Annotated in this window: 22 protein-coding genes; 21 read left to right on the top strand and 1 reads right to left on the bottom strand. The window is 73.0% G+C overall.

Annotation, left to right across the window (positions count from 1 at the left end; genetic code table 11):
• Positions 1-10: 10 nt before the first annotated feature.
• The 7 genes from JD276_RS09095 to JD276_RS09065 all read left to right on the top strand — a co-directional run bounded on the left by JD276_RS09095 (position 11) and on the right by JD276_RS09065 (position 8,317).
• A complete protein-coding gene (locus JD276_RS09095; RefSeq protein ID WP_200115323.1) occupies positions 11-655 on the top strand; it encodes a DUF8185 domain-containing protein in 645 nt (214 codons plus the stop codon).
• 78 nt (positions 656-733) lie between these two features.
• Positions 734-988: a DNA-directed RNA polymerase subunit omega gene (gene rpoZ, locus JD276_RS09090; RefSeq protein ID WP_200115322.1), complete on the top strand. Its 255-nt coding sequence runs from the start codon at positions 734-736 to the stop codon at positions 986-988.
• Between the two features lie 197 nt (positions 989-1,185).
• Positions 1,186-2,376 carry a methionine adenosyltransferase gene (gene metK / locus JD276_RS09085; RefSeq protein WP_200115321.1) on the top strand — a complete coding sequence of 397 codons (1,191 nt, stop codon included), beginning with the start codon at positions 1,186-1,188 and terminating at the stop codon, positions 2,374-2,376.
• Positions 2,377-2,399: 23 nt separating this feature from the next.
• Positions 2,400-4,397: a primosomal protein N' family DNA-binding protein gene (locus tag JD276_RS09080; protein WP_200115320.1), complete on the top strand. Its 1,998-nt coding sequence runs from the start codon at positions 2,400-2,402 to the stop codon at positions 4,395-4,397.
• Positions 4,398-4,481: 84 nt separating this feature from the next.
• Positions 4,482-5,426, top strand: a complete 945-nt coding sequence (locus JD276_RS09075; RefSeq protein WP_200115319.1) for a methionyl-tRNA formyltransferase — start codon at positions 4,482-4,484, stop codon at positions 5,424-5,426.
• A complete protein-coding gene (locus tag JD276_RS09070) occupies positions 5,423-6,868 on the top strand; it encodes an RsmB/NOP family class I SAM-dependent RNA methyltransferase (RefSeq protein WP_200115318.1) in 1,446 nt (481 codons plus the stop codon). The genes JD276_RS09075 and JD276_RS09070 overlap by 4 nt, the downstream gene beginning before the upstream one ends.
• Before the next feature lie 54 nt (positions 6,869-6,922).
• A complete protein-coding gene (locus JD276_RS09065) occupies positions 6,923-8,317 on the top strand; it encodes an MFS transporter (protein WP_200115317.1) in 1,395 nt (464 codons plus the stop codon).
• On the opposite strand, the gene JD276_RS09060 is transcribed toward JD276_RS09065, so the two are convergent.
• Positions 8,283-9,767, bottom strand: a complete 1,485-nt coding sequence (locus JD276_RS09060; RefSeq protein ID WP_200115316.1) for a hypothetical protein — start codon at positions 9,765-9,767, stop codon at positions 8,283-8,285. The genes JD276_RS09065 and JD276_RS09060 overlap by 35 nt on opposite strands.
• A 50-nt stretch (positions 9,768-9,817) precedes the next feature.
• Here JD276_RS09060 and rpe point away from each other — a divergent pair, with 50 nt between their 5' ends.
• From rpe to JD276_RS08990, 14 genes are all read left to right on the top strand, one after another.
• The gene (gene rpe, locus JD276_RS09055; RefSeq protein ID WP_200115315.1) at positions 9,818-10,480 is read left to right on the top strand and encodes a ribulose-phosphate 3-epimerase; all 663 of its coding nucleotides are present in this window, start codon (positions 9,818-9,820) and stop codon (positions 10,478-10,480) included.
• A 76-nt stretch (positions 10,481-10,556) separates the two neighbouring features.
• Positions 10,557-10,820 (top strand): phosphoribosyl-ATP diphosphatase, encoded by a 264-nt coding sequence (locus tag JD276_RS09050; protein ID WP_200115314.1) that lies wholly within the window; start codon positions 10,557-10,559, stop codon positions 10,818-10,820.
• Positions 10,821-10,953: 133 nt separating this feature from the next.
• Entirely contained in the window at positions 10,954-11,793 is an 840-nt protein-coding gene (hisG, locus tag JD276_RS09045; protein ID WP_200115313.1) for an ATP phosphoribosyltransferase, read from the top strand.
• Positions 11,794-11,804: 11 nt separating this feature from the next.
• Entirely contained in the window at positions 11,805-12,590 is a 786-nt protein-coding gene (gene hisF / locus JD276_RS09040; protein ID WP_200115312.1) for an imidazole glycerol phosphate synthase subunit HisF, read from the top strand.
• Positions 12,587-12,970, top strand: a complete 384-nt coding sequence (hisI, locus tag JD276_RS09035) for a phosphoribosyl-AMP cyclohydrolase (RefSeq protein WP_200115311.1) — start codon at positions 12,587-12,589, stop codon at positions 12,968-12,970. Before hisF ends, hisI begins: the two co-directional genes overlap by 4 nt.
• A gap of 38 nt (positions 12,971-13,008) precedes the next feature.
• The gene (locus tag JD276_RS09030) at positions 13,009-14,637 is read left to right on the top strand and encodes an anthranilate synthase component I (RefSeq protein ID WP_200115310.1); all 1,629 of its coding nucleotides are present in this window, start codon (positions 13,009-13,011) and stop codon (positions 14,635-14,637) included.
• A complete protein-coding gene (locus JD276_RS09025; protein WP_200115309.1) occupies positions 14,627-15,337 on the top strand; it encodes a Trp biosynthesis-associated membrane protein in 711 nt (236 codons plus the stop codon). The genes JD276_RS09030 and JD276_RS09025 overlap by 11 nt, the downstream gene beginning before the upstream one ends.
• A gap of 77 nt (positions 15,338-15,414) precedes the next feature.
• Positions 15,415-15,648, top strand: coding sequence for an HGxxPAAW family protein (locus JD276_RS09020; RefSeq protein ID WP_200115308.1), 234 nt, complete (start codon positions 15,415-15,417; stop codon positions 15,646-15,648).
• A 1-nt stretch (position 15,649) separates the two neighbouring features.
• Entirely contained in the window at positions 15,650-16,420 is a 771-nt protein-coding gene (gene trpC / locus JD276_RS09015) for an indole-3-glycerol phosphate synthase TrpC (RefSeq protein WP_200115307.1), read from the top strand.
• Positions 16,421-16,537: 117 nt separating this feature from the next.
• Positions 16,538-17,779 (top strand): tryptophan synthase subunit beta, encoded by a 1,242-nt coding sequence (gene trpB, locus JD276_RS09010; RefSeq protein ID WP_200115306.1) that lies wholly within the window; start codon positions 16,538-16,540, stop codon positions 17,777-17,779.
• Entirely contained in the window at positions 17,776-18,570 is a 795-nt protein-coding gene (gene trpA / locus JD276_RS09005; protein WP_200115305.1) for a tryptophan synthase subunit alpha, read from the top strand. Before trpB ends, trpA begins: the two co-directional genes overlap by 4 nt.
• Before the next feature lie 176 nt (positions 18,571-18,746).
• On the top strand, positions 18,747-19,760 hold the full coding sequence (lgt, locus tag JD276_RS09000) for a prolipoprotein diacylglyceryl transferase (RefSeq protein ID WP_200115383.1): 1,014 nt from the start codon (positions 18,747-18,749) through the stop codon (positions 19,758-19,760).
• Between the two features lie 99 nt (positions 19,761-19,859).
• Positions 19,860-21,320 carry a pyruvate kinase gene (pyk, locus tag JD276_RS08995; protein WP_200115304.1) on the top strand — a complete coding sequence of 487 codons (1,461 nt, stop codon included), beginning with the start codon at positions 19,860-19,862 and terminating at the stop codon, positions 21,318-21,320.
• 714 nt (positions 21,321-22,034) lie between these two features.
• Positions 22,035-24,212 (top strand): heavy metal translocating P-type ATPase, encoded by a 2,178-nt coding sequence (locus JD276_RS08990; RefSeq protein ID WP_200115303.1) that lies wholly within the window; start codon positions 22,035-22,037, stop codon positions 24,210-24,212.
• Positions 24,213-24,274: the final 62 nt, after the last annotated feature.

The raw sequence follows: 24,274 nt of genomic DNA, 5'->3' as shown, positions 1-24,274 counted from the left end.
GCTGGAGGGGATGAACGAAACGCTGTCTCTCGCCGATCCGGCGTCCCGCGACGATCTGCGCACGTTCCTCGAACGGCTCCAGCGGGTCGGTCAGCCCGAGGTGCGCATGGTCACGCGGGGCCGCACGCTCGCGGTGTACGGGTGCACGCAGGCCCCGAGGGGCATCACGGACGCCGTGCCGGTGGTGCTGGCGATGCGGGCCTACTCTCTGTCCGAGGAGCCCTCCGCCCCGGCCGACGCGACCGTGACGGGACGGGCGCTGCTCGACCGCATCGCGCGGCTCGGGATCGCGGGAACCGAGCTCGACGTGCCCGACATGCCGGCGATGGCGGCGTGGGCCGGGGTGCTGCCGCCGGTCTCGGGGTGGCGGGCCGAGGGATCCCTCGACGCGGCTTCGCTGAGACGGGTGGCCGAGGAGGGGATCGCCCGGGTCTCGGACCTGCTGCCTGCCGATCCCGGCGAGGCCGTGGTGCACCGGGTCCGCTCCTCGGTCTGGGGGAGCGAGATCGCGCCCGGCGTGCCGGCCGCGGCGGCCTTCGCCGCCGAGGCGCTCGGCTTCCTCGACTCGGCCCCGGTGCGGCTCGCCCGATCGCTCACCTGGACCCGGCTCTCGAGCGACCGCGGCCACGTCGTCGTGCGCGCCCTGCTCGGGTAGCGGCGCGCGGTCCGGCCCCTCTCAGCGAGGATCCTGAACCTGGGCTAGGATGGGACGGTCAACCGGAGGAGTGTTTTCATGGCCAATGTCAACGGCATCATCGACCCGCCCATCGACGACCTGCTCGAGAAGGTGGATTCGAAGTACGCTCTCGTGACCTTCGCCGCGCAGCGGGCTCGTCAGATCAACGACTACTACACGGATCTGCACGACGGCAACCTGTTCGACAACGTCGGCCCGCTGGTCGACTCGTCGGTCGACGACAAGCCGCTGTCGATCGCGCTGCACGAGATCGTCGAGGGCAAGCTCACGATGAAGCGGCGCGCCGAGTAGCGCGCCGCCCGGAGGCGCGCCGCACGCGGCGCGCGCTTCACGTCATCTTCCGCAGCCCTCGCGGCTGTGTCGGCGGCGTCGGATAGCCTGCGCGCATGTCCGGCGCCGTCTTCGTCTGCAGCCGGCGGCCACGGCCCCGACGGACGCCCCGCGCCCCCATCACCGACCCCATCCGAGCAATCCCGAGGAGCAGCACCGTGTCTCTGCGTCAGTTCACCTCCGAGTCCGTGACCGAGGGGCACCCCGACAAGATCTGCGATCGCATCTCCGACTCGATCCTCGACGCGATGCTCGAGCAGGATCCGGGCGCGCGCGTTGCGGTCGAGACGCTCGTGACGACGGGCCTCGTCCACGTCGCCGGAGAGGTCTCGACGTCGGGCTACGTCGAGATCCCGCAGCTCGTGCGCCAGACGATCCGCGAGATCGGCTACACGAGCTCGGAGATGGGATTCGATGCCTCCTCGTGCGGCGTGTCGGTGTCGATCGGGCAGCAGTCGCCCGACATCGCGAGCGGCGTCGACGTCTCGCTCGAGCAGCGCAGCGGCGATCTCGACGACAGCCTCAGCCGCCAGGGCGCGGGCGATCAGGGCATCATGTTCGGCTTCGCCACCGACGAGACCCCCGAGCTGCACCCGCTGCCGAGCTGGATCGCGCATCGGCTCGCCGAGCGCCTCACCGAGGTGCGCAAGTCGGGCCTGCTGCCCGAGCTGCGCCCCGACGGCAAGACGCAGGTGACCATCGGCTACGACGGCGAGCGGGCCGCCACGATCGAGGCGGTCGTCGTCTCGACGCAGCACAGCGCCGACATCTCGCAGCCGGCGCTGCGCGAGGCCGTGGAGCGCGAGGTGGTGCGCCCCGTCCTCGACCGGGTGGCGCTGTCGAGCGAGGGCGCCGAGCTCTTCATCAACCCGGCCGGACCGTTCGTCATCGGGGGGCCGATGGGCGACGCGGGGCTGACCGGCCGCAAGATCATCATCGACACCTACGGGGGCGCATCGCGGCACGGAGGCGGCGCGTTCAGCGGCAAGGACCCCTCGAAGGTGGACCGCTCGGCCGCCTACGCCATGCGCTGGGTCGCCAAGCACGTCGTGCGCGCGGGCCTCGCGACGCGCGCCGAGCTCCAGGTGGCCTACGCGATCGGTCGCGCCCACCCGGTGGGCCTCTACGTCGAGACCTTCGGCACCGAGACGGTGCCGCGCGAGCGCATCGAGGCCGCGGTGCGCGAGGTCTTCGACCTGCGGCCGCTCGCGATCATCCGCGACCTGCAGCTCCTCCGCCCGATCTACGGGAAGACGAGCGCCTACGGTCACTTCGGCCGCGAGCTCCCGGAGTTCACCTGGGAGGCGACGCCGCGCGTCGCCGAGCTGCGCGCCGCCGCGGGCGCCTAGCGCCCCGGCTTTCGGGAACGACGATGGGCGAGGCGGAGGCGGCGAACGGGCGCCCGGTCGCCCGGGTGCTGCTCGACTCCGCGCTGCCGCAGCTCGACCACCTCTTCGACTACGCCGTGCCCGGCGAGCTCGCCGGCGAGCTGCGCGTCGGGCAGCGCGTGCGCGTACCGTTCCGCTCGCGCGACCGGAAGAGCTTCGGCTACGTCATCGGGTTCGCCGAGCACAGCGATTTCGGGGGAGAGCTCGCCCCCGTCGCCGACATCGTGACACCGGTGCCCCAGCTCACGCCGGAGGTCTGGCGGCTCGCGCGGGCCGTCGCCGACCGTGCGGGGGGCTCCGCGGGCGACATCCTCCGACTCGCGATCCCCACCCGGCAGGTCAGAATCGAGAAGCAGCACGCGGCGGGCACCGCCGACGACCCCGGGGCCCACGACCGTCCCTACGCGCCTGCGCAGGAGGAGGCCCGGCTCGCCGAGCTGCTGGCCGAGGGGGAGCGTCTCGCCCTCACCGCCTCCCACGGCCCGATCCGCCTCGAGACGGGGGAGTGGGTCGGCTCCTGGGCCGAGCAGCTCGCGCGGGCCGCACTCGCCGTGCACGCGGGCGGGCGCAGCGCCATCGTCGTGGTTCCCGACTACCGCGACCTCGATCAGGTGCGCGACGCCCTCGCCGCCCGCGGCCACGCGGGCATCGTCCGTGTCGACTCGCGCCAGTCGAACGCCGAGCGCTACGCGGGCTTCCTCCGCGCGCTCGACCCGGTGCCGCGCATCGTGCTCGGCAACCGCTCGGCCGTCTACGCGCCGGCGCACCGGCTCGGCGCGATCCTGATGTGGGACGACGGTGACCCCGTGCTGGCCGAACCGCTCACGCCCTACGTCCACGCGCGGGATGCGGCGCTCGTGCGCGCCGAGCAGTCGGGCGCCGGGCTCCTCTTCTCCGCGCACTCCCGGAGCGCCGAGGTCGAGCGCCTCGTGATGCTCGGCTACGTCAAGGCGCAGGTCAATCCGCCCCGGCGCACGCGAGTGCTGCACGCCGACGCGTCGGTCGTGCCCGACGCATTCGCGGGTCGAGTGCCCGAGTTCGCCGCCCGCGCGATCCGCGAGGGCCTGCGGCACGGACCGGTGCTGGTGCAGGTCGCGACGCCCGGCTACGCCCCCGTGGCCGTCTGCGGCGAGTGCGGCGACCTCGCGCGGTGCGGCGCCTGCGCGGGCCCGATCGGGTTCCGCACCGCTGCGCGCGGGGCCTGCCGGTGGTGCGGCGAGTTCGCGACCGATTGGCGGTGCCCCACCTGCGGCGGCCGTCATCTGGAGCAGCGGGGCACGGGATCGGAGCGCACGGCCGAGCAGTTCGAGCGCCAGTTCGCCGGGACGCGGGTGCTGCTCAGCGACGGCGAGCACCCTCGTGAGCGCGTCGACGCCCGCCCCGCCCTCGTGGTCGCGACCCGGGGCGCCGAGCCGCTCGCGGCCGGCGGGTACCGGACGGTCGTGCTGCTCGACGTCGAGCGGCTGCTCGGGATCGAGACGCTGCGCGCCGGCGAGGACTGCCTGCGCTGGTGGGAGAACGCCGCGGCCCTCGCGGCTCCCGACGGCGTCTGCGTGATCGCCTCCGGGGGCGGGCCGGTGGTGCGGGCGTTCGCGACGGGCCGCGCCGACGAGTGGCTGCGGAGCGAGCTGCGGGATCGCCACGCGCTGCGGTATCCGCCGTCCGTGCGCGTGGCGAGCGTCACCGGCGGGCCCGTCGAGGTGGAGCGGGCGCTCGCGACCCTCGACGGCCTCCCCGGCGTCGATCACCTCGGTCCGGCGCCGCTGCCGCCCGGCGGACGCGCGGGCACGCCCCCCGGTCTCGTGCGGGCCATCGTGCGCTTCGATTACGGCCACGGAGCCGAGGTCGCACGACGCCTCCGAGGCGCCCTCGTCGCCGACGCCGCGGGATCCTCGTCGCGCACCCGCGGCAAGCAGCCCGGCCGCGCGAGGCCGGAGGCGCTGCGGCTGCGCTTCGACGACCGCGGGGTGTTCGACTCGTAGTCGACGGCGCCGACCGCGCGCCGATCTCCGTCGCGCCGTCCCGGTCCGGCGCCGGCCGCGGCCCGGAGCTGAGAGAATGGGGGGATGCGGATAGTTTTTGCCGGCACCCCCGAGTTCGCCGTGCCCAGCCTGCGGTCCCTCGTCGACGCGGGTCACGACGTGGCCGGCGTGATCACGCGGGAGGACGCCCCGCTCGGGCGCAAGCGCGTGCTCACGCCGTCTCCCGTGGCCCGGCTCGCGGCGGATCTCGGGATCCCGACGCTCAAGGCCAACCGGTTGGGCGACGACGCCGCTGCATGGGCGTCGGAGCTCGGGGCGGAGCTCGGCGTGATCGTCGCCTACGGCGGTCTCGTGCGGGAGCCGCTGCTGAGCCTGCCCGAGCACGGCTGGATCAACCTGCACTTCTCCGAGCTGCCCCGCTGGCGGGGTGCCGCGCCCGTGCAGCGGGCGCTCATGGCGGGGGAGCGGCGCCTCGGCGTGACCGTGTTCCGCCTGGTCGAGGCGCTCGACGCCGGCGATGTGCTCACCCGCGACGAGCGCGAGTTCGGCCCCGGCACCAGCGCCGGTGAGGCCCTCGCCGAGCTCGCGGACTTCGGCACCGGCGCGCTGCTCGCGGCGGTCGCTGCGATCGCCGCAGATCCCGATTCGGGCGACCCGCAGGCGGGGGAGGCGAGTTACGCGCACAAGCTGACGCGCGAGGACGGCCGCATCGACCTGTCCGCTCCGGCGGACCGGGTGCTCGCGCACTGGGCCGGCGTCACGCCCGAGCCGGGGGCGTTCGCGATGCACGAGGGCGCCCCCCTCAAGCTGCACGAGCTGCGGGTGACGACCGTCGGCGCCGGAGCCGGCGTCGACCAGCCGGCTGCCGCGGAGCCGGAGCGGGGAACTGTGACCCTCGAGGGCGGCAGCGCGATCCTGCACCTCGCCGACGGCGCCCTCGAACTGGCGCGTGTGCAGCCGGCCGGCAAGCCCGCGATGGACGGCGCAGCCTGGCTGCGCGGCCGCGGCGGCGCGGCGGTGCTCTCGTGAGCGCGAACGGGGGCGGCCGGCGGCGGCCCCGCGTCTCGCCCGCGAGGGTCGTCGCCTACGATGTGCTGCGCGACGTCGCCGATCGCGACGCCTACGCCAACCTCGCGCTGCCCGCGCGGATCCGCGAGGCGGGTCTCGACGGTCGCGACGCCGCCCTGGCGACGGAGCTCGTCTCGGGGTCGCTGCGCGGTCGGGGTCGCTACGACCGCATCATCGCGCTCGCGGCGAAGCGCCCCGCCTCCGCCATCGACGCCCGCACGCTCAACGTGCTCCGCCTCGGCGCCCACCAACTGCTCGCGATGCGGACGGCCTCCCACGCGGCGGTCAACGAGAGCGTCGAGCTGCAGCGCCTCGTGGCGAACCCTGCGGGCGCCGGCTTCGTGAACGGCGTGCTGCGCACCGTCGGCCGGACGACGGACGAGCAGTGGGACGAGCGGATCGACGCCGCGGCGCCCACGGCGGACGCGTCGCTTGCGGAGCGCACGTCGCATCCGACCTGGGTGCTCCGCGCCCTGCGCGATGCTCTGCGCGCGGAGGGGCGCGCCGACGAGCTCGAGCGCCTGCTCGCCGCGGACAACGAGCCGCCCCGGGTCAGCCTCGCGCTCCTTCCCGGCAGCGGCATCGACCTCGACACCGCGGAGGCCCTCGGCGGTGAGGCCGGCCTCGTCGCGACGGGCCCGTCGCCGATCGGCCTGGAGCTCGATGGCGGCGATCCCGCCCGCGCCGTGCGGTCGCTCGACGTCCCCGACGGGTACGCGCGGGTGCAGGATCAGGGGTCCCAGCTCGCGGCGCTCGCGCTGGCGCGCCTCCGCCCCGTGCGCGCGGGAGAGCGCTGGCTCGATCTCTGCGCGGGCCCCGGCGGCAAGACCGCGGTGCTGGGGGCCGAGGCGCGCCTCGGGGGCGCGAGCGTCCGCGCCAACGAGGTCTCGGAGCACCGAGCGGAACTGGTGCGGCGTTCGACCGCGGCGGTGGCGGACGCCGTCGAGGTCGTCTCGCACGACGGGCGGGATCCCGAGGCCTACGGCGACGGGCGAGGGCCGGAGCTCTTCGACCGGATCCTGGTGGATGCGCCGTGCTCGGGGCTCGGCGCGCTGCGCCGTCGGCCCGAGGCCAGGTGGCGGAAGGCCCCGGCGGACCTGCCCGGACTGACGGCGCTGCAGGGGCAGCTGCTGGACGCCGCGATGGATCACCTGGCCCCGGGCGGCGTGCTCGCCTACGTGACGTGCTCGCCCCACCTCGCCGAGACGCGCGTGGTGCTCGAGGGTGCGCTGCGGCGGCATCCGCATCTCCGCGAGCTGGACGCGCGCGCGGTCGTGGGCGGGATCGCGCGGGGCGTCGCCGGCGGACTCGACCTCGCGGGCGACGCGCCGAGCGCCCAGCTGTGGCCCCACCGGCACGGCACCGACGCGATGTTCATCGCGCTGGTCGAGCGGCCCGCCTGAGATGCGGCGTCGCGGGGCTGCCGCGATGCCGGTGCCCGGGTCTACCCTGAACCCATGCGCACCTTCCTGCACCTGCTCGCGAACACGGCGATCGCGAACCTGACCACGAACTTCCTGTGGTTCGCGCTGGTGTTCTGGGTCTACCTCGAGACCAGGAGCATCCTCGCCACCGGCATCCTGGGCGGCGCCTACATGCTCATCATCGCGCTGTGCTCGATGTACTTCGGCAGTCTGGTCGACCGATTCCGCAAGCTGAGCGTCATGCGGCTGTCGGCCTGGATCTCGCTCATCGCCTTCGCGATCGCGTGCGCCATGTACTTCCTGCTGACGCCCGACACGCTGCTGCAGATCTCGGGTCCGTGGTTCTGGGCGTTCGCCGTGATACTGCTCGTGGGCTGCGTCGTCGAGCTGCTGCGCAACCTGGCGCTCTCCACGACGGTCACGCTGCTCGTCGAGCCCGAGCGGCACGCCAACGCCAACGGCCTCGTCGGAACCGTGCAGGGCCTCGCGTTCATCGCGACGAGCGTGTTCAGCGGGCTCTCGGTCGGTCAGCTCGGCATGGGGCCGACGATCGTGATCGCCACGGTGTGCACGGCGCTGCCGCTGGTCCACCTCCACGCGATCCGCGTCTCCGAGCCCGAGGCGGTGAGCGATCCCGAACGACGGGCGGTCGACTTCCGCGGCGGCTTCCTCGCGGTCCTCGCGGTGCCCGGGCTGCTCGCGCTCATCGTCTTCACGACGTTCAACAATCTCACGGGCGGGGTGTTCATGGCGCTGCTCGACCCCTACGGCCTGACCCTGTTCCCCGTCGAGATCTGGGGCATCGTGTTCGGCGTGGCCTCGACGGGCTTCGTCATCGGCGGCGCGGTCGTCGCCAAGTGGGGCCTCGGCCGCAATCCCATCCGGACCATGCTCTTCCTCGTCGCGGCGACCGGGGTCATCGGAGCGCTGTTCACCGTGCGCGAGTGGGGCTGGATCTTCGTGGTCGGCATCTGGCTGTTCATGATCCTGATGCCCGCGATCGAGGCCGCGGAGCAGACGGTGATCCAGCGCGTCGTCCCCTTCGAGAAGCAGGGGCGGGTCTTCGGATTCGCGATGACCTTCGAGGCGGCGACGGCGCCCATCACCTCGTTCCTCATCGCGCCGGTCGCGGAGTTCTGGGTGGTGCCCTACATGGACTCGTCCGCCGGCGAGCAGCGCTGGGGCTGGCTGCTCGGGCAGGGCGAGGCGCGCGGCATCGCGCTGATCTTCCTGTGGGCCGGCGTCGTGTCGATCCTGCTCGCGGTGGGCGCCTCCCTGACCCGCTCCTACCGGGTGATGTCGCGCAGCTACGCGACGAGCGCCCCCTCGAGACCGGCGCGGGAGAGCGAGGACGGCGGCGCCGGCGAGGGCGGTGGAGGCGCCGCCGGGTCCGCTACTCCCAGGTCACCCGGGGATCGCTCGCCGTGAAGTCCACGACGGGAGTCAGCACGCCCTCCGGAGCCATGAGGGTGCCGGTGCGTCGCTCGCCGTCGCGTTCGACCTCCAGCCGGATCTCGATGTCGAGGTAGTCGTAGGCGGTGACGGAGCCCGGCTCCCCGGAGTCCGCGACGGGCGCCAGGGCGTCGAGCGCCGCTTCGCCGGTCTCGGTGAGGCTGCGCTGCACCGCTCCGTCGATCACGCGATATCCGTCGTCCACGGTCTCGTCGACGTTCATGCCGCACTCCGTCGTGATGGAGGTCTCGGCGAGGCACGACTCGAGCGACTCGCGCACCATCTCCCGGAAGCGCTCCTCCCCTTCGGGAGTGAGGACGGGGGAGATCCACTGCGCGTCCGGCACCTCGAGGATGTCGCCCGCGACGATGAGGCCCTCGCCCTCGGGAACGGCGAATTCCTCGACGCCCAGGGCGAGCTCGTACCCGCCCGGGAAGAGGAGCGCGGTGTCGCCGCCCACCGGGATCCCGTTGAGGGAGGGCGCGTACGGGGCGAGCGCGTCGAGGGGCACCTCGACGAGGCCGTCCACCACGCGCCAGCCCTCCTCGTGCTCCCGCACCGTGAAGTCGCGGAACACCCGCCGGTCGCCGAGGGCGAAGCTCGCGGAGACGGTGCGCGTGGGGCCGTCGCCGTCCGCGCCCTCCCGAACCTCGACGGATTCGAGGGGCGCCAGTCTCGCGGACTCCGCCAGCGCCTCGTCGGTGAGCAGCGGACCGCGGGCCTCCGCCTCGATGCCCGCGAGCGCGGCGCCCGCGTCGCCCTCGGAGAGCGCCGTCAGATACGCCTCGACGGTCTCCTCGGGGCCGGCGGCCCCGCCGCCACCGCCGCCGAACAGCGAGCCGACCGCTCCTGACAGGGCCAGGATCCCGAGGACGACGAACCCGCCCGCCACCGCCAGCCCCCTGATCAGGGACCGTCGCCCCGCCTCGCCGGCCGCCCGACCGACCCCGGCACCGACGCCGGCACGGCGGACCCGTGCCGGCGTCGGTGCTGCGGTCGGTGCTGCGCTGACGGCCCCGCTCGGGGATCCCGCCGCGGCAGGCGCCGGGGTCTCGGGCAGCGGGAGCGCCTCGGGCAGTGCCGGCGTCTCGGGCAGTGCGGGCATCTCCGGCAGCGCCGGTGCCGCGGGAGGCTTCGGTGCGGCCCCGGCCTCCCGGCCGAACCCGCCTGCGGGGAAGCCGAGGTCCGCCGGCTTCGGGAGCCCCGGCGAGGGCTGCAGCCCCGGCGAGGGGCTCAGCCCCCGCGGAGGTGCGCTGCTCGGAAGCCCGAGGGAGAACCCGTCCCGATCCGGCGACGCGGGTACCGCCGGCGACGCCGGACCCGCCGCTACCGCACCGGCCGCATCGGCTGCACCGTCCGTGCCAGGCGCGCCGTCGGCATCGTCCGCACCGTCTGCCGGATCGACGGTGCCGGGCATGCTCTCCATGTGCAACAGACTAGCGCCGCTCACCGCTGACGCCCCGCTATGCTGATGCCGTGACCGAGCAGCGCATCAATCCGAGCATCCTGTCCGCCGACTTCGTCAATCTGCAGGCCGAACTGGAACGCATCGCCACCGCCGATCTCGTGCACGTCGACGTCATGGACAACCACTTCGTGCCGAACCTCACCATGGGTCCGCCGGTCGTCGAGCGCATCCAGGCGGTGTCACCGATCCCGCTCGACGTGCACCTCATGATCTCCGACGCGGACCGCTGGGCTCCCGGCTACGCCGAGCTCGGGGCCTCCTCCGTCACCTTCCACGCGGAGGCGACCGAGGACCCGGTGGCGCTCGCCCGCCGTCTGCGCGAGATCGGCGCCCGTGCGGGCATCGCGCTCAAGCCCGGCACGGAACCGGAGCCCTACCTCGAGCTGCTGCCGGAGTTCGATCAGGTGCTCGTCATGACGGTCGAGCCGGGGTTCGGCGGCCAGTCGTTCATGCACGACATGATGCCGAAGCTGCGCCGCTTCGCCGAGGCGAAGGCTGCGGACGGCCTCGACGTGTGGCTGCAGGTGGACGGCGGCATCTCGGTCGACACGATCGGGATCGCGGCGGAGGCGGGGGCCGACACGTTCGTCGCCGGGTCGGCGGTGTACGGCGGCGTGCCCGAGGACCGGATCGCCGAGCTGCGAGCGGCGGCCGCCCGGCACCGGCACTGACCCGAACCCGGGAACCGGTCCGCCGTGCGGCGACGACCGTGCACGCCCCTCGGACGAGACAGGATACGCTAGACGGGTGAAATCGTTCGAAGCGCTGTTCGCCGAGCTCAGCGAGAAGGCCGCATCCCGCCCCGAGGGCAGCGACACCGTCGCGCGCCTGGACGCCGGCGTCCACTCGATCGGCAAGAAGGTCGTCGAGGAGGCCGCCGAGGTGTGGATGGCCGCCGAGTACGAGTCGGACGCGGCCTGCGCCGAGGAGATCAGCCAGCTGCTCTACCACCTGCAGGTGCTGATGCTCGCCAAGGGCCTGACACTGGAGGACGTCTACTCCCATCTGTAGCGCCGGGCCGGCCGACGCCCCGTCGCCGCGCCGCCCGGTGCGACCGCTGCACACGGCGACGTGCCTCACGGCGCCGGATCCCCTCATCTCGGCCGACATCGCGTCGGCGCCACACGGAAGGACTCCACCCACCATGCTTCGCATCGCGGTGCCCAACAAGGGCTCGCTCTCAGAGGTCGCGGCGCAGATGCTCGCCGAGGCCGGCTACTCCGGTCGGCGCGACGGTCGCCAGCTCGTGCACACGGACGCCCGCAACGGCGTCGAGTTCTTCTACCTCCGCCCGCGCGACATCGCGACCTATGTCGGCTCGGGCGCCCTCGACGTCGGCATCACGGGCCGCGACCTGCTGCTCGACTCCGGCTCGCGCGCACGCGAGATCGCGGAGCTCGACTTCGGCGACTCCACGTTCCGCTTCGCCGCTCCGGCCGACACGATCACGGACATCTCGCAGCTCGCCGGCAAGCGCGTCGCGACGAGCTACCCGAAGCTCGTCGACGACTTCCTGCGCGCGCGCGGCGTCGAGGCCGAGCTCGTGAAGCTCGACGGCGCGGTCGAGTCGGCGGTGCGCCTGGGGGTCGCCGACGCCGTGGCCGACGTCGTCTCGACGGGCGCCACCCTGAGAGCCGCCGGCCTCGACATCTTCGGGCCGGTCATCCTCGAGTCGACGGCCGTGCTCATCGGGGGCCCGAGCGAGCACGCCGACATCGAGCGGCTGCTGCGCCGCCTGCGCGGGGTGCTCGTCGCCCGCAAGTACGTGATCATGGACTACGATCTGCCGGTCGCGCAGCTGGAGGCCGCGACGGCGGTCGCGGGCGGGATCGAGTCCCCGACGGTGTCTCCCCTGAAGGACGAGACCTGGGTGGCCGTGCGGGTCATGGTGCCCGCGAACGAGGCGAACGACATCATGGACCGGCTGTACGAGCTGGGCGCCCGGGCGATCCTCGTCACGGCGATCCACGCCGCGCGGCTGTAGGGAGGGGCGCCGTGTCCATCAGCGTGCGGGTGATCCCGTGCCTCGACGTCGCCGCCGGCCGCGTCGTGAAGGGCGTCAACTTCCTGAACCTGCGAGACGCGGGGGATCCCGTCGAGCTCGCCGCCCGCTACGCCGAGCAGGGGGCCGACGAGTTGACCTTCCTCGACGTCACGGCGACGGTCGACGACCGCTCGACGACCTACGACGTCGTGCAGCGGACGGCGGAGCAGGTCTTCATCCCCCTGACCGTCGGCGGGGGAGTCCGGGGCGCCGAGGACGTGGCGAGGCTTCTCGGCGTCGGCGCCGACAAGGTGGGCATCAACAGCGGCGCCATCGCGCGGCCCGGGGTGATCGGCGAGATCGCCGACCGCTTCGGCTCCCAGGTGCTCGTGCTGTCGCTCGACGTGAAGCGCAGCGACCGCATGCCGAGCGGCTTCGTCGTGACCACGCACGGGGGCAAGCGCGAGACCGATCTCGACGCGCTCGAGTGGTGCCGCGAAGCCGTGGACCGGGGCGCCGGCGAGCTGCTCGTCAACTCCATGGACGCGGACGGCACGCTCGCGGGCTTCGACCTCGAGCTCACCCGCGAGGTGCGGGCGCTCTCGCAGGTCCCGGTGATCGCCTCGGGCGGGGCGGGGGCGCTGGAGCACTTCGCGCCGGCCGTCGAGGCCGGAGCCGACGCGGTGCTCGCGGCGTCGGTGTTCCACGACGGCACCTTCACGGTCGGCCAGGTCAAGCGGGCGCTCGCGGACGCGGGTCATCCGGTCCGGTTCGCCGGCGGGGCGGGAGCGGAATGAACGACGCCACGGGCGCGAGCGGCTCCGACGCCGTTCTCGACGCACTCGTCTTCGCCCACGAGGGCCTGCTGCCGGCGATCGTCCAGGACGACGAGTCGGGCGAGGTGCTGATGCTCGCCTGGATGGACCGCGAGGCGGTGCGGCGCACCCTGACCACCGGGCGGGTCACCTTCTGGTCGCGGTCCCGGCAGGAGTACTGGCGCAAGGGCGACACCTCGGGACACCGCCAGTACGTGCGCGGGGTCGCGATGGACTGCGACGGCGACACGCTGCTCGTCCGCGTCGTCCAGATCGGCGCCGCCTGCCACACGGGCACGCGCACCTGCTTCACGGGTCGCGAGCTGCCGGCCGCCGTCGGGGATCCCGAGCAGGACGCCTGACGGGATCCGCCTCCCACCCGGCGCTGTAGGCTGAGACGGTGACACTGACGACGACCCGCGCCGCGTTCGACGCCGCGCGCGCCTCCCACGCCGTGATCCCCGTCTGCAGGGAGGTGTTCGCCGATGCGGATACGCCGGTGAGCATCTACCGCAAGGTGGCGGCCTCGCGCCCCGGGACCTTCCTGCTGGAGTCGGCGGAGCAGGGCGGCGTCTGGACGAGGTTCAGCTTCGTCGGCGCCGGCAGCTTCGGCGTGCTCGGAGAACGCGACGGCCGCGCGCTGTGGACTCCCGCGGGAGGCGCGTCGGGCACGGGCCCCGGGACGGAGGCAGCAGCGGGTCCCGGCGTCTCCGAGGAGCGGCTGCTGCCCGGAGGCGTCTCCGGCCTCGCTCCGGTGGAGGCGCTGCGCGCGGTCTACGAGCGCTGGAAGTCGGCGCAGGCGCCGGGCCTGCCGCCGCTCGCGAGCGGCTTCGTCGGCTATCTCGGTTGGGAGACGGTGCGCCAGTTCGAGCGGCTGGAGCACGGCCCGGTCGACGGGCCGGGCCTGCCCTCCCAGGGGCTGAGCTTCGTCTCCGAGCTCGTGGTGATCGATCACCGGGAGGGCAGCGTCGTGCTGCTCGCCAACGTCCTGAACGACGGCGCCCTCGAGGATCCCGGGTCGGACGGCGCGGCCGGCGCCGAGCAGGCCGCCGCCGCGCAGTGGGCCGACGCGCAGCGCAGGCTCGACGCGCTGCAGGCGGCGCTCGCGGCCCCGATCGCGTCGCCGCTCGGCGAGCTCGACCGCGAGGCCGTCGCGGAGCCCCGCCGCCTCACCCCGCAGGAGGTGTACCTCGCGTCGGTCGAGCGGGCGAAGCGGTACATCGTGGACGGCGACATCTTCCAGGTGGTGCCCTCGCAGCGGTTCGACCAGGAGTGCACGGCCGACCCGCTCGACGTCTACCGCGTGCTGCGCCACCTGAACCCGAGCCCCTATCTCTACCTCCTGAGCCTCGAGGACGCCGACGGGAGGCCCTTCGCCGTCGTCGGCTCGAGTCCCGAGGCCCTCGTCACCGTGCAGGACACGGGGCACGTCATGACGCACCCGATCGCGGGATCCCGCCCCCGCGGCGAGACGGTCGACGAGGACCAGCAGAACGAGCGCGAGCTGCTCGCCGACGAGAAGGAGCGCGCCGAGCACCTCATGCTCGTCGATCTCGCCCGCAACGATCTGCTGAAGGTCTGCGAGGCGGGGTCGGTGGAGGTGACCGAGTTCATGCGGATCGAGCGCTTCAGCCACATCATGCACATCGTCTCGACGGTCGAGGGGCAGGTGCGCGACGCCGGCAACCCGATCGACGTGCTGCGCGCGACCTTCCCCGCGGGCACCCTCTCGGGCGCCCCGAAGCCCCGGGCCCTCCAGATCATCGACGAGCTCGAGCCCGTGCAGCGCGGCGTCTACGGCGGCGTCGTGGGCTACTTCGGCCTCGGCGGGGCCGCGGACCTCGCGATCGCGATCCGCACCGCGACCATCCGGGACGGCGTCGCGATGGTGCAGGCGGGCGGGGGCGTGGTGGCCGACTCGGTGCCGCTCTCGGAGGACCGGGAGTGCCGCAGCAAGGCCGCGGCGCCGCTGCGCGCCGTCGCGATCGCGAACACCCTGCGCGGGGTCGGGAGCCCGGATGCGCGCTAAGCCGCTGCTGCTGCTCGGGATCGCCCTCTCGGGGGCGCTGTCCCTGCTCGCGGCGACCCAGACCTGGCTCTCCTTCTCGCTCGACAGCTCGGCAGCGGCGCAGACCGAGGTCGCCGTCGGGGGCCAGGAGCTGAACCCGGCCCTCGTGCCGGTCGCCCTCGCACTGGTCGCCTGCGCCGTGGCCCTCACGATCGCGGGACCCGTCTTCCGCCGCGTGCTCGGGGGGCTCGTCGCGCTGCTGGGCGCGGGCATCGTGGCGCTCACCGCCGGCGTGCTGGCCTCGCCGCTCGACGCCGCGTCCGGGCGCATCACCGAGCTCACCGGCCTGTCCGGGGGCGCGCAGGCCGGCCTCGTCGTCTCCAGCCAGCTGAGCCCCTGGGCGGCCGCGAACGCGGCGCTCGGCGTGCTGGCCGCGCTGCTCGGCGTGCTCGTGCTCGTGCTCGGCGGGCGCTGGGCCGCCGCGGGCCGCAAGTACGAAGCGGGATCGGCCCGCGCGCCTCGTGCGGCGGGCCCCGACCGCATCTCCGACTGGGACGCCCTGAGCGAGGGCGGCGACCCGACCTCGGCGGGCGAGGGCGCGGACGACGATGCCGACGGTGCGCGCGCCGACGGTGCGCGCGCCGACGATGCGCGCGACATCCGCGATGCCGAGGGAGACGGTCGCGAACGGGACGAAACCGGGGGCGATCCGGGCCGCTGACGTACCGGCGGGGATCCTCCGTCACTTCGCGAAATCCGCTAGGCTGAAGGTATCCGCGTTCGTTCAAGAGGAGATTCATGAGTACCCAGCACGGAGACCCCGGCCACGGCGATTCGCCCGCTGCATGGACGGCGGTGGTCGTGATGCTGATCGGCATCGCGGCGGGCACCGTCTTCTTCTTCCTGCACATGCCGACGATGGTCTGGGTCTGCGCCGGCGTCGTCGTCGTGGGCTGGCTGCTGGGCTGGATCCTCTCGAAGGCCGGCTTCGGCGTGAACGGCCCGAAGTTCGCCCCCAAGGTCCACGACTGACGTGCTGCAGGAACTGCTCGCCGGCTCGCTGGAGGACGCGCGGGCCCGCCGAGAACTGAAGCCGTACGCCCGGCTCGAGGCGGAGGCGCTGGCGCGACCGGCCGCCCTCGACGCGCTCGAGGCGCTGGCGCCCGCCGACCACATCAAGGTGATCGCCGAGGTGAAGCGCGCGAGCCCGTCGCGGGGCGACCTCGCCGACATCCCCGAGCCGCAGGCCCTCGCCGCCCAGTACGAGTCGGGCGGGGCGAGCGTGGTGAGCGTGCTCACCGAGGAGCGGAAGTTCAAGGGGTCGCTGGCGGATCTCGAGGCGGTGCGCAAGGCCGTGAGCATCCCGATCCTGCGCAAGGACTTCATCGGCGACGAGTACCAGGTGCTCGAGGCCAGGGCCTCGGGCGCGGACCTCGTGCTGCTCATCGTCGCGGCCCTGCCGCAGGAGACGCTGCAGCGGCTGCACACCCTGATCCGCGAGCTCGGCATGACCCCGCTCGTGGAGGCGCACTCCGCCGACGAGGTCGCCCGCTCGGTGGATCTCGGAGCCCAGCTCATCGGGGTCAACGCGCGCGACCTGTCCACCTTCGAGCTCGACCGCGACCTCTTCGGCCGCGTCGCCGACCAGATCCCCGCCGGGGTCATCCGCGTGGCGGAGTCGGCCGTCCTCGACGTCAGCGACGTCGAGCGCTACCGCGCGGCCGGCGCCGACGCCGTGCTCGTGGGCGAGGCGCTCGTCACCAACGACCCCATCGCGACGCTCTCCTCGTACCTGAGCGTCTGATGCCCATGCGACGCCGAACGAGTGCGGCGTCCGAGTCCATGCAGCGCCGGCCTCGGCCGTCGTTCGATCCCGATCCGGGGCGAGGCTTCCGGATCCCGAACCCGTAGGGGCGCACCCATGACCGACCACGACACCCCGGCCCCGCCGCTCCGCGCGGAGAGCGGGCCGTTCTTCGGCGACTTCGGCGGGCGCTACATGCCCGAGTCGCTCATCGCGGCACTCGACGAGGTGCAGCGCGCCTATGAGGAGTCCCAGGCCGATCCGAGCTTCGCCGAGGAGCTCGCCGAACTGCACCGCAGCTACACGGGGCGGCCCTCGATCATCACCGAGGTGCCGCGCTTCGCCGAGCACGGCGGGGGCGCCCGCATCATCCTCAAGCGCGAGGATCTGAACCACACGGGTTCGCACAAGATCAACAACGTCCTCGGCCAGGCCCTGCTGGTCAAGCGCCTCGGCAAGACCCGACTCATCGCCGAGACCGGCGCCGGCCAGCACGGCGTGGCGACCGCGACCGCGGCGGCGCTGTTCGGCATGGAGTGCACGATCTACATGGGCGAGGTCGACACGGAGCGGCAGGCGCTGAACGTGGCGCGCATGCGGCTGCTCGGCGCCGAGGTCGTACCGGTGAAGACGGGTTCGCGCACCCTGAAGGACGCCATCAACGAGGCGTTCCGCGACTGGGTCGCGAACGTCGAGACGACCCACTACCTGCTCGGCACGGTGAACGGACCGCACCCGTTCCCGGTGATGGTGCGCGACTTCCACAAGGTCATCGGCGAGGAGGCGCGGGCGCAGGTGCTCGAGCTCACCGGCCGCCTGCCCGACGCCGTCGCGGCCTGCGTCGGCGGAGGATCCAACGCGATCGGCATCTTCCACGCCTTCCTCGACGACCCGGAGGTCGCGCTCTACGGCTTCGAGCCCGGCGGACACGGCATCGACTCGGGCGAGCACGGGGCGACGATCGGCGAGGGCCGCCCCGGCGTGCTGCACGGCACGCGCACGTACGTGCTGCAGAACGAGGACGGGCAGACCGTCGAGTCGTACTCGATCTCCGCCGGCCTCGACTACCCGGGCGTCGGGCCCGAGCACGCGTGGCTCGCCGACATCGGACGCGCCGCCTACGAGTCGGTGACCGACGACGAGGCGATGCAGGCGCTCCGGCTGCTCAGCCGCACCGAGGGGATCATCCCCGCCATCGAGTCGGCCCACGCCCTCGCGGGAGCGCTGCGCCTGGGCAGGAAGCTGGGCGAGGACGCGGTGATCCTGGTGAGCCTCTCGGGTCGCGGCGACAAGGACATGGCGACGGCGGGCCGCTACTTCGGCCTGCTCGACGACGAGCACTCGGGGATCGAGGGATGAGCGTGCGGGAATCGCAGGTGGAGGCCGCCGTCCGCGCGGCGAAGCGCGAGCGCAGAGGCGCCCTGGTCGGGTACCTGCCCGTCGGGTTCCCCGACCTCGACACGAGTGTCGAGGCGGCGATCGCGATGGCGCGGAGCGGCGCCGACGTGCTCGAGCTCGGCCTGCCGTACTCCGACCCCGTGATGGACGGCGTCGTGATCCAGGAGGCGACCCAGCAGGCCCTCAGAGCCGGATTCCGGGTCGCGCAGGTCTTCGAGGCCGTGCGCCGGGTGCGCGAGGCCGTCGACGTGCCCGTCCTCGTCATGACCTACTGGAACCCGGTGCTGCAGTACGGCGTCGAGCGCTTCGCGGAGCAGCTCGCGGCCGCCGGCGGTGCGGGGCTCATCACCCCCGACATCACTCCCGACTCCGCCGCCGAGTGGATCGAGGTGAGCGACCGCTTCGGCCTCGACCGCGTGTTCCTCGCGGCGCCCACCTCCAGCGAGGAGCGGCTCGAACTCGTGGCCCGCAGCACCACGGGCTTCGTCTACACGGTCTCCACCATGGGCATCACGGGCGAGCGTGCAGAACTCGACGCCGCGGCGAGGGGGCTCACCGAGCGGCTGCGCGCCCACGGCGCCGAGACGGCGTGCGTCGGCATCGGCATCTCCACAGCCGAGCAGGTCGCCTCCGCGCTCGACTACGCCGACGGCGCGATCGTCGGCACGGCCTTCGTGCGCGCCCTGCGCGACGGGGGAGTGCCGAGGCTCGCCGAGACCGTGCGCGAGATCGCCGAGGGCACGAAGCGCTGAGCGGCCGTGCAGCGGCGCCCCCGCACGGGCTCCCGATGCGCGGCGCCGCGGCGGGTGGCCGCGGCACGCGGCGCAGGCGTCACCGCGGCGCGCTAGGATTGATGCGTTCGCCGTACAGGCGCCGAGACCTGCGGTGCACGCCGTAGCCGAGCAGACAGCCCATGAAAGAGGAGTGGATGATCCTGCCATTCAGTATTCCGAGCCCCGAGATGCAGTTCCTCCAGATCGGGCCGCTCCGGATCTATTTCTACGCGCTGTGCATCATCGCCGGTGTGATCGCCGCCTGGATCTGGACCTCGCGCCGCATCGGCAAGCGGGGCGGCGAGCGCGGGGCGGTGTTCGACTTCGTGATGTGGGCGCTGGTGCTCGGCATCGTCGGCGCGCGCCTGTACCACGTGCTCACCCACTGGGGCGACTACTTCGGGCCCGGAACCAATCCGCTCGACATCTTCGCCATCTGGAAGGGCGGCATCGCGATCTTCGGCGCGCTCATCGGCGGTGCGATCGGCGTGCTGATCGCGTCGCGCATCACCGGGATCCGGTTCTGGTCCTTCGCCGACGCGCTCGTGCCCGGCATGCTGCTGGCCCAGGCGTTCGGCCGCGTGGGCAACTGGTTCAACCACGAGCTGTTCGGCGGACCGACCACGCTGCCGTGGGGCCTCGAGATCGAGTCGGGCAACGCCGCGTTCCCGATCGGCCTGCCGGCGGGCACGCTGTTCCACCCGACCTTCCTCTACGAGATCCTCTGGAACCTGCTGGGCATCCTCGTGCTGCTCGCGATCGAGCGCCGGGTGAAGCCGCGATGGGGCGAGTTCTTCGGCATGTACCTCATCTGGTACGGCATCGGCCGCGCCATGATCGAGTCGCTCCGCGTCGACCCGAGCCTGCTCTTCCTGGGCATGCGCACGAACGTGCTGACCGCGCTGCTCGCGATCCTGCTGGGCATCGTCATCATCCTCGTGCAGCGCCGCAGGCACGTCGGCATCGAGAACACCGTCTACCTGCCCGGGCGCCGGAACCCCGAGGACGCGGTGCTCGAGGAGACCGCCGATCCCGAGGAGTACTTCCACGTGCTCGACCACGGGGAGCGGGGCGCCACGAGTGCGGCCGGCGACACGGAGGCCGCCGACACGGCGGAGGCTCCGGTCGAGGAGGCCGGGAGCCCCGAGTCCGCGGACGCCCGACGCTGAGCCCATCCCGGCCGGGTCGCGCTCCGGCGGCCCGCGGCCGAACGATCACAACCGAACACCACACGGGCCGGGGTGCCGGCCATCGATGAAGGAGTAGGCATGCGCCACGCAAAGATCGTCGCCACCTGGGGGCCGGCGGTGTCGAGCTACGACCACACGCTCAGCCTCATCCAGGCGGGCGTCAACGTCGCTCGGCTCAACATGTCGCACGGCACCTACAACGTGCACGAGGGCGTGTACCGCAACATCCGCCGGGCGGAGGCCGAGGTCGGACGTCCCATCGCCGTGCTCGCCGACCTGCAGGGTCCGAAGATCCGCCTGGCGACGTTCGCCGACGGGCCGCACGAGCTGGCGGAGGGCGACGAGTTCGCGATCACCACCCGCGACGTGCCGGGGGACCGCACCATCTGCGGCACCACGCACAAGGGGCTGCCCGGCGACGTGAAGCCGGGCGACCCGCTGCTGATCGACGACGGCAAGGTCGGCCTCCGAGCGGTGCGCGTGACCGAGGATACGGTGCACACCGTCGTCGAGATCCCGGGCACGGTCTCGAACAACAAGGGCATCAACCTGCCCGGCGTCGCGGTCAACGTGCCGGCGCTCTCCGAGAAGGACGAGGACGACCTGCGCTGGGCGCTGAAGCTCGGCGTCGACTACATCGCGCTGTCGTTCGTGCGAGACGCCGCCGACATCACCCGCGTGCACGAGATCATGGCCGAGGAGGGCGTGAAGCTCCCCGTCATCGCCAAGATCGAGAAGCCCCAGGCGGTCGAGAACCTCGAGGGCATCGTCGCCGCCTTCGACGGGATCATGGTCGCCCGCGGCGACCTCGGCGTCGAGCTGCCGCTCGAGCGCGTGCCGCTCGTGCAGACGGAGGCGGTCGCCCTCGCCCGCCGCAACGCCAAGCCCGTGATCGTCGCGACCCAGGTGCTCGAGTCGATGATCGAGAACCCCCGCCCCACCCGTGCGGAGGCCTCGGACTGCGCCAACGCGATCCTCGACGGCGCGGACGCCGTCATGCTCTCCGGTGAGACGAGCGTCGGCGCGTATCCCAAGGAGGCCGTGCAGACGATGGCCCGGATCATCGAGGCGACGGAGGACCACGCCCTCGACCGCATCGAGCCCCTGGGGACGAAGCCGCACACGCAGGGCGGCGCTCTGACGCTCGCGGCGTCCGAGGTCGCCGACTTCATCGGGGTGCGCTACATCTGCGTCTTCACCGAGTCCGGCGACACGGTGCGCCGCATGTCGCGCCTGCGTCGGCCGATCCCGATCCTCGGGTTCACGCCCAGTCACGCGACCCGGCGCCGCATGGAGCTCACCTGGGGGGCGAAGAGCTATGAGGTCGCCCGCGTCGAGAGCACTGACGAGATGTTCGCGCAGGTGGACGAAGTGCTGCTGCGCAAGGGCCGCGCCGAGATCGGCGACAAGGTGCTGATCATCGCCGGGTCGCCCCCCGGGGTCGTGGGCACCACGAACACCCTGCGGGTGCACCGCATGGGCGAGGCGACGGGCCAGCTGCCCGAGGCGGGGCCCCGGAAGCACCTCGTCGAGGAGTGACGCGGCGCGGCCGGAGTTCCGTCGGCGGGTTCGCCGCGGGGGGTCGCTCGGCGCGGTGCGGCTCGGTCTGGCCGGGTCGGTGCGGTGGGGCTCGGTCTGGCCGGCGCGGTGCGGCTCGGTCTGGCCGGGTCGGTGCGGGTCTGTCTGGCCGGGTCGGTGCGGTGCGCACTGGTCGGCGCGTCGCGCTCGGGGTCATCGCCGGCCCGGCTCGGGATCGCCGGCATCGGGACGGGGCCCGACGCCGGGTGCGCTATACGCCGCGTGCGCTGTGGGACGGCTATGGTTTCGGCCGGGTCGCCCCGCAGTCGTTATCGCGTTGTTGCATTCGGGGGTCGTAACCGGCGCGGGTCGGGGGTAGCGTGGACCACGTGGTCCCGGTGACAACGGCGTCGGCGGAGACCGCCCATCTCTCGACGTCCCCTTGAGGTTCGGTGCTCGTTCCGGCTTCGTTTCGCCGTCTTCCGCTTTCCCCCGGGCGCGCCGACTGCCGGACTCTTCGCGAGCGGATGGTTCTTTCGCGAGTGGATGGTTCTTTCGCGAATGGATGCCCGGTTCGACGCGAACCGGGCATCCACTCGCGGGAACGCCGTCCGGTCGCGGCTGTGCGCACCTTCGGACGCGCCCTGTGCAAATACCCTAGAGGGGTATATGGTGGAAGTGGTGGCCGGCGCTTCCGGCGGCCGACGCACCGGGAGACCGAGGGGAGACACCGCGATGCACGAGGCTCACGAAGCTTCTCAGGCCGAACGCCAGGAGCGTGATCGCCGCAGCCGTGAAGACCGCCTCAGCGAAGACCATTCGGGTCCCGCCGGTCATTCGGATCATTCGGGTCACGCCGGCCATTCAGGCCATTCGGACCATTCCGACCATTCGGGCCGCGGCGGCCACGGCGCTGGAGGCCACACCGACCACAGCGGCGGAGACCATTCCGGGCACGCGGGTCACGTGGCCCGCTTCCGCACGCTCTTCTGGGTGATGCTCGTCGTCGCGATCCCGGTCGTCGGCTTCTCGCCGATGTTCGGAATGATCCTCGGATACGAGGTGCCCTCGGCCGTCGCCTGGGTGGCTCCCGTGCTCGGCACCGTCATGTACGTCTGGGGCGGGCAGCCGTTCCTCTCCGGCTCGGTAGCGGAGATCCGGTCGGGAAAGCCCGGCATGATGCTCCTCATCGGGCTCGCGATCACCGTCGCGTTCCTCGCCTCCTGGGGTGCGAGCCTCGGGATCCTCGACCACCAGCTCGAGTTCTGGTGGGAGCTCGCCCTGCTCGTCGTCATCATGCTGCTCGGCCACTGGATCGAGATGCGATCCCTCGCGCAGACCACTTCGGCGCTCGACTCCCTCGCCGCGCTTCTGCCCGACGAGGCGGAGCGCGTCGCCGGGGAGGAGACGGTGAAGGTCGCCCCGGCGGATCTGCGGGTGGGCGACGTGGTCGTCGTGCGACCGGGCGCGAGGGTTCCCGCCGACGGGACGGTGGCGGAGGGGTCCGCGAGCGTCGACGAGTCGATGATCACGGGCGAGTCGCGAACGGTCAGGCGCGGCGAGGGCGACCGCGTGGTCGCCGGGACGGTCGCGACGGACTCGGGATTGCGGATCCGCGTGGACGCGGTGGGCGCCGACACGGCGCTCGCCGGCATCCAGCGGCTCGTCTCGGAGGCGCAGGGGTCCTCGTCGCGCGCGCAGCGGATCGCCGATGCGGCGGCCGGGTGGCTCTTCTGGTTCGCCCTCGGCTCCGCGGCGCTCACGGCGCTGGTGTGGTGGCTCGTGGGCGCGCCCGACGAGGCCGTCGTTCGCACCATCACCGTGCTCGTCATCGCGTGCCCGCACGCGCTCGGCCTCGCGATCCCGCTCGTCGTCTCCATCGCCACGGAGCGGGCCGCCCGCGGAGGCGTGCTCGTGAAGGATCGCCTCTCGCTCGAGAGCATGCGGACGGTCGACGCGGTGCTCTTCGACAAGACCGGCACGCTCACGCGAGGAGCCCCGACCGTCGGGGCGGTCGAGCCCGCTGGAGACCGTTCGGCCGAGGAGGTGCTCGGCCTCGCCGCCGCGGCGGAGGCGGATTCGGAGCATCCGCTGGCGAGGGCCATCAGGGACGAGGCTCGGAACCGCGACCTCCCGGTGCCGGCCTCGGAAGGGTTCATCTCGTCGCCTGCCGTCGGCGTGCGCGCCACCGTCGAGGGGCGCATCGTGCAGGTGGGCGGCCCGTACCTGCTCGAGCAGGAGGGCGCGCGGGAGCTCCCGATCGCCGCCGAGTGGAGGAGGCAGGGCGCGACGATCCTGCATGTTCTGGTCGACGGGCGGGTCGTCGGAGCTCTGCGGCTGTCGGATGAGATCAGGCCCGAGTCCTACGACGCCGTGCGAGCGCTCCACGAGCGCGGTGCGCAGGTCGTCATGATCACGGGCGACGCCGAGGCGGTCGCGCAGTCGGTCGCCGCGGAGCTCGCCATCGATCGCGTCTTCGCCGGGGTGCGCCCCGAGGACAAGGCGTCGAAGGTCGAGGAACTGCAGCGCGAGGGGCGCACCGTCGCGATGGTGGGGGACGGGGTCAACGACGCGCCGGCGCTCGCGCAGGCCGACGTCGGGATCGCGATCGGGGCGGGGACGGACGTCGCGATCGCCTCGGCCGGCGTGATCCTGGCGAGCGACGACCCGCGCTCGGTGCTGTCGGTGATCGACCTCTCGAAGGCCGCGTACCGCAAGATGAAGCAGAACCTGTGGTGGGCTGCGGGATACAACCTCCTGTCGGTGCCGCTCGCCGCCGGCGTGCTCGCTCCCGTGGGGTTCGTGCTGCCGATGTCGGTGGGGGCCGTGCTGATGTCGCTCTCGACGGTCGTCGTGGCGCTCAACGCCCAGCTGCTCAGGCGCCTGGATCTGCGACCCGACCCGGGCGTGTGAGCCGGGCCGGCACTCCGCGCCGGGGTGGCGCGGGGCAGCGGATCGGCGTCCATCATCCGCCC

It is taken from the genome of Leucobacter chromiisoli (genome assembly GCF_016522505.1).
GTDB lineage: Bacteria > Actinomycetota > Actinomycetes > Actinomycetales > Microbacteriaceae > Leucobacter > Leucobacter chromiisoli.
This window is presented reverse-complemented; position numbering and strand designations above follow the sequence as displayed.

Excerpts from the sequence above, each read along its gene's own strand:
- JD276_RS09095 (WP_200115323.1), top strand. The coding sequence starts at position 11 with ATGAACGAAACGCTGTCTCTCGCCGATCCGGCGTCCCGCGACGATCTG.
- JD276_RS09025 (WP_200115309.1), top strand. The coding sequence starts at position 14,627 with ATGCGCGCTAAGCCGCTGCTGCTGCTCGGGATCGCCCTCTCGGGGGCG.
- hisI (WP_200115311.1), top strand. The coding sequence starts at position 12,587 with ATGAACGACGCCACGGGCGCGAGCGGCTCCGACGCCGTTCTCGACGCA.
- lgt (WP_200115383.1), top strand. The coding sequence starts at position 18,747 with ATGATCCTGCCATTCAGTATTCCGAGCCCCGAGATGCAGTTCCTCCAG.
- rpoZ (WP_200115322.1), top strand. The coding sequence starts at position 734 with ATGGCCAATGTCAACGGCATCATCGACCCGCCCATCGACGACCTGCTC.
- JD276_RS09075 (WP_200115319.1), top strand. The coding sequence starts at position 4,482 with ATGCGGATAGTTTTTGCCGGCACCCCCGAGTTCGCCGTGCCCAGCCTG.
- JD276_RS08990 (WP_200115303.1), top strand. The coding sequence starts at position 22,035 with ATGCACGAGGCTCACGAAGCTTCTCAGGCCGAACGCCAGGAGCGTGAT.
- pyk (WP_200115304.1), top strand. The coding sequence starts at position 19,860 with ATGCGCCACGCAAAGATCGTCGCCACCTGGGGGCCGGCGGTGTCGAGC.
- trpB (WP_200115306.1), top strand. The coding sequence starts at position 16,538 with ATGACCGACCACGACACCCCGGCCCCGCCGCTCCGCGCGGAGAGCGGG.
- JD276_RS09060 (WP_200115316.1), bottom strand. The coding sequence starts at position 9,767 with ATGGAGAGCATGCCCGGCACCGTCGATCCGGCAGACGGTGCGGACGAT.
- trpA (WP_200115305.1), top strand. The coding sequence starts at position 17,776 with ATGAGCGTGCGGGAATCGCAGGTGGAGGCCGCCGTCCGCGCGGCGAAG.
- JD276_RS09065 (WP_200115317.1), top strand. The coding sequence starts at position 6,923 with ATGCGCACCTTCCTGCACCTGCTCGCGAACACGGCGATCGCGAACCTG.
- hisG (WP_200115313.1), top strand. The coding sequence starts at position 10,954 with ATGCTTCGCATCGCGGTGCCCAACAAGGGCTCGCTCTCAGAGGTCGCG.
- JD276_RS09080 (WP_200115320.1), top strand. The coding sequence starts at position 2,400 with ATGGGCGAGGCGGAGGCGGCGAACGGGCGCCCGGTCGCCCGGGTGCTG.
- JD276_RS09020 (WP_200115308.1), top strand. The coding sequence starts at position 15,415 with ATGAGTACCCAGCACGGAGACCCCGGCCACGGCGATTCGCCCGCTGCA.